Genomic DNA, 4,831 nt, shown 5'->3' on the forward strand with positions numbered 1-4,831 from the left:
GTGGAAACCGAGAAGCATTGATGACGAAAAGATCGCCGAGATTCTAAGGATCACTTTGGAAGAAGAGACCCCCGCTTGCTACCCAGTGGTCGACGTCTTCAATGTCCAAGCGGATCGGGGTATCACCAGCGAGCATCTCACGTATCTGGAGAACCTTTGGCCTCAAGCCCCATGTCTTGGGATACTTCAACATCAGTACCGATCCGGCCTTTACCGAAAAGGTCCGCGACATAACTGGGATCTATCTCAATCCCCCTGATGCTGCACTGGTACTATGTATTGACGAAAAGACACAGATCCAGGCGTTGGATAGAACCCAGCCACTGCTTCCCATGAGACCTTTTGTTCCAGAGCGGCAAACACATGACTACAAACGCAACGGCACAACAAATCTCTTTGCAGCACTTGATGTTGCCTCTGGCAAGGTGATCACCAACACCACAAAGGCTCATCGGGCGATCGAGTTCATAGCCTTTTTGGATCAGGTGAAAAAAGAAGTTCCAAAAGAACTCGAAGTCCACGTCATCCTGGACAATTATGCAACGCATAAAACCGATGCTGTACGGGCCTGGCTCATAAAAAACCCCAGATTCCACTTCCATTTTACACCCACCTACTCCTCGTGGATGAACCTGGTTGAGAGATGGTTCTCGGAACTGACTACCAAAATGCTCCACAGATCCACCCATAAGTCAGAAAAGCAACTCGTTGCTTCGATCAACACCTGGGCAGAGCGCTGGAACCAAGACCCAACACCATTTAGGTGGGTAAAGACAGCTGACGAGATATTCGCATCGATGGCAAAGTATCTGGGGAACTAGAACTCAGGGAACTTATGAGAGGGGACACTAGTACCCTCCACTACTACAACCCGAGTATGTTCAAGAGCCTCTAGGGCACTAGTTTTGGAAGGGCAAGCAAGTCGTAACAAGAGCTGATTCTAATTCTGGTTCGCCGATTTAACCAACAAAATTCGCAGATTTGCGGTATCGGCTTTTTCGATATAAAACTACCCAGCATCATTCACAAAACCTCATTACCGTCGTCTTGTCGAGAAAGGTGGACGTCAGAGACAATCCGAGGCTTAAGCTTTTGCCACCATTTGACGGTAATGAGAAGTACCCTAAAACCAAGACTTCTCCCTGACGCGCATCAGGACCCGAATACCTCTGAAGGTCGAGTTGACTGGACAGTTAAACGGACGTATGTGAACTAATCCTCAAAGACGGCCAAGCTTTCGACAACCTAAATAGTTCAGCAATTCGAACAATCTAATTGACCCGACGAAGCAATCATCAAAAGTCAATCAGATGCGTCATCTAACTTATCCCCGACCGAAGTCGACTTTGACCCAAGAGAATTAAAAACTCTAAAATAAGCGATATCTCAATCTGCTTGGAAGAAGTACCACGAATGGGCGAGATGGGTCAAAAATATCTTGCTGCAAGTTGGTCAAAAATAGGATCCTTGCAATAATTTCTAATCACCAATGGTTCCAAGAACCATCTTCTCTTTCTTTTCAATCCTCGCTCTTTGCAAGTGGATCAAGACATTCGATCCACTTGCAAGTTTCTCGCATTTACCTACTTCAAAGAAGCGGTAAAGGGTTTCCGGAATGGGTGGAAACATATTACTGGAGTAGATAGACAAGACAAAGTGAAATATTCGCCACTGCAACGGCAACGGATTTTACGCCGAGCTCCAACTCTCCCAGCTTCGTTGTGTCATCGCCAGGCATGCCGGAGCATTGGATCGAGCCTATAGCTACGGTGAGCTGCTTTTGGGCACGGGCACGGTTCCACGGAAGCAGCCGAGAACCCGGGCATCAACGCGCTCCCGAGATCCGAGCCCGCTTTGATGCCCACTCCAACACCGACGGCTAGCGTCAACCAACTTCCTCGGAAGGAAATCTCCGAATGGAGGGCGTCAGCGTCTTCTCTGTTGACATCGTCCACCTCGCTGTTGCAAAGACCATTCGATCCGCATGGGCGCTACCAGACCAGCACCTAGTGCCCTAGCCCACTATCGGCTCATTCAAACGAATATTGGCAGCCGATCCATAGAAGGGGGCGTCAAAGGAGAAGACGCCTCCATCGGCAGCCACGAGCCAGTAACCGCCGGTCGCGGGGTCGACAGCCATACCCACCACCGGTTGGTTCAAACGAATATTGGTAGCCGATCCATGGAAAGCGGCGTCACCAAAGGAGAAGACGCCTCCATCGGCGGCCACGAGCCAGTAACCGCCACCCGTCGGGGTAGAGGCGATACCCACTATCGGCTGGTTCAGGGACTTACCGGCCATATCCCCGTGGTAAGAGGCGTCCCCAAATCCGTAGACACGCCCGTCCGCGGTAGTAATCCAGTATCCGCCACCATCCGGAGTAGAGGCGATCCCGACGATCGCTGAGGTAAGGTTTCCTCCGCCTTTCGAACCGTAGTAGGGGGCGCCAAAAGAGAAGACGCCTCCATCGGCAGCCACGAGCCAGTAACCGCCGGTCGCGGGGTCGACAGCCATACCCACCACCGGTTGGTTCAAACGAATATTGGTAGCCGATCCATGGAAAGCGGCGTCACCAAAGGAGAAGACGCCTCCATCGGCGGCCACGAGCCAGTAACCGCCACCATTAGGAGTGCGGGCCATACCCACAATCCTCGCATTCAATCGGGTGTTGGTCGCGGAGCCATAGAAGGGGGCGCCAAAAGAGAAGACGCCTCCATCGGCAGCAGCAAGTTGATATCCAGAGCCCTGTGTTGATGCTGGTATTGAGGTTGAGGTTGGTGTTGGTATTGAGGTTGGTGTTGGTATTGAGGTTGGTGTTGGTGTTGGTATTGAGGTTGGTGTTGGTGTTGGTATTGAGGTTGGTGTTGGTGCGGTACCTGTACCAGCAAAGATGGAAAGGATACCCGCTACAAGGTCGACCTTTTCCACGACGTTGTTGTTGGTGTCCGATATATAGAGGTTATTGCCCGATATCGCCAATTCCCCAGGACTGTTGAGTTTAGATAAGGTAGCCTGACCCGGCGTAGGCGGCCCACTTTGGCCCACCATCCCAGCTACAACCGAAAGAAGCCCTGTCTGTGAATTAATCTCCTCGACCACATTGTTGGACGGATCGGCAATGTAAAGGTTGCCACTGGCGTCCAGGGCTAACCCCGTGGGATCACCTAGCGCAGACTTATTCGCGAGGCCTGGTGTGGGGGCACCGCTTGAGCCCGGTACCCCGGCAATAACTGAAAGAAGCCCTGTAGTTGAATTAATCTCCTCGACGACATGGTTACCCGTATCAGCGATAAAGATATCACCACTACCGTCAACCGCCACTGCCTCGGGGATGTCCAAATAAGCACTGGTGGCCTGGATCGGCGTGCACGTGATGCCGTAAAGCGAAGTTGTCGAAAAGATGCAGTTGGGTGCCCCTGCGGTGTCAGCTTGACCTGCCACTATCGACATGGTCCCAGAGGGCGTGATCTTTTCAACCACCGAATGGAAAGAATCAGCGACATAGAGGTTGCCAGCGCTGTCTAGTGCAATACCCTCCGGAGACGAGAGTGGGGTGCTAGTCGCGGGGCCTGGAATGGGGGCTCCGTAACTTCCAGGATTGCCAGCATAGATAGAGAGTATTCCGGGCAACGTAGATCCCGAGTATGTCACCTTCCCAATTGCTTGATTGTAAGAGTCTGCGAAGTACACATTGGAGACATTGGAGCTAGCGTAAAACGCCAAACCGGCTGGGGTGCCAATCTTCGAAGCTGTGGCCGGTCCCGGGGTGAGGGCGCCACTTGAGCCCGAAACCCCAGCCACAATTGAAAGACCCCCCTGTGGAGTGACCTTATAAACTACGTGACTTCCGATATCTGATATATAAAGGTTGCCGGCCGTGTCTACAGCCAAGCCATTCGGCACCATAGCTGTGCTCTTCGCCGAGAGAGTTCCAACCGCGGAAACGAGTTGGACTGTGGATTTTCGAGTCAACCCCATCATCCCTACGGCCAATACGAACATTGTACACATTCGGTGATCCCGTCAAACAAGCGGTGCTGTAGACACTCGATGATGGCGTAAGGTTGGGGTAGCTGGCCTATCCTCTGTGGCCTAGGGTGGCTGGACACGGCGCTTTAATTGTGATAGTTATAGTTACGTGGCAAAAACAGTGCGCCAATACGACAACGAGCGGATCGCTTCGCTGGAGGCCGAGAACGTCGTCCTTAGGTCCGAGCGTGACGAGTTGTCTGCCAAAGTGGATGCACTCACAGCCAAGATCGTCGAGCTAACCAAACAGGCTTTCGGGCGTCGCTCCGAACGGGCGAAGATGGCTCAGGATGTGAACGCAGAACCAATAGGCGCCTTGGAAGAAAGTAGCGACCCTGAGCCTGATGAGGTGCCAAGGCGCAAGAGAGGTCAACAACTCGGGCACCGCGGCCATGGTCGACGCAGCTATGACCACCTACCACGCGTACAACAGATCCATGAGCCCGATTCCAAGCTGTTGGTCTGTGGGAGCTGTGGTGCGCCTTATGCGCCTTTCGGAGAGGAACGCTGCGAGGAGATCGACGTCGAGGTGATAGTCCGGGTCATCGACCATATCCGTCCGACGTACCGGAGAGGATGTAACTGCAAGGCGACCAGGGGTCGTAGCTGGCGCACCACCAGCGAAGGTAGTTCCAAAAAGGTAGGCTGTCGGCTGGGTTCCTCGCCCATATCGTGGTGGCGAAGTTTCTCCTTGGGCTCCCGATCAACCGGGTATGTGCAGCACTTGCGATGCAAGGGGCCAACTTCGCTCCTTCGACTCTGGTGGGAGCGCTGCGTAGCCTAGGCCCCGCTCCTCGCTCC

Annotated in this window: 4 protein-coding genes; 2 read left to right on the top strand and 2 right to left on the bottom strand. The window is 53.1% G+C overall.

Annotated features, from left to right (window positions below; all coding sequences use genetic code 11):
- The first annotated feature begins 101 nt into the window (after positions 1-101).
- Positions 102-821, top strand: a complete 720-nt coding sequence (locus tag AXFE_RS08550) for an IS630 family transposase (protein WP_052605467.1) — start codon at positions 102-104, stop codon at positions 819-821.
- A 903-nt stretch (positions 822-1,724) separates the two neighbouring features.
- Here AXFE_RS08550 and AXFE_RS19235 read toward each other — a convergent pair.
- Together AXFE_RS19235 and AXFE_RS08560 are read right to left on the bottom strand one after the other, a co-directional pair.
- Positions 1,725-1,955, bottom strand: a complete 231-nt coding sequence (locus tag AXFE_RS19235) for a hypothetical protein (protein WP_152625972.1) — start codon at positions 1,953-1,955, stop codon at positions 1,725-1,727.
- Positions 1,956-2,014: 59 nt separating this feature from the next.
- A complete protein-coding gene (locus AXFE_RS08560; RefSeq protein ID WP_160291789.1) occupies positions 2,015-4,003 on the bottom strand; it encodes an NHL domain-containing protein in 1,989 nt (662 codons plus the stop codon).
- 702 nt (positions 4,004-4,705) lie between these two features.
- Here AXFE_RS08560 and AXFE_RS21435 point away from each other — a divergent pair.
- Positions 4,706-4,831, top strand: a 126-nt coding sequence (locus AXFE_RS21435; RefSeq protein ID WP_407071678.1) for a hypothetical protein, incomplete at its 3' end; no start/stop codon positions are given.

Source organism: Acidithrix ferrooxidans, assembly GCF_000949295.1.
Lineage (GTDB): Bacteria > Actinomycetota > Acidimicrobiia > Acidimicrobiales > Acidimicrobiaceae > Acidithrix > Acidithrix ferrooxidans.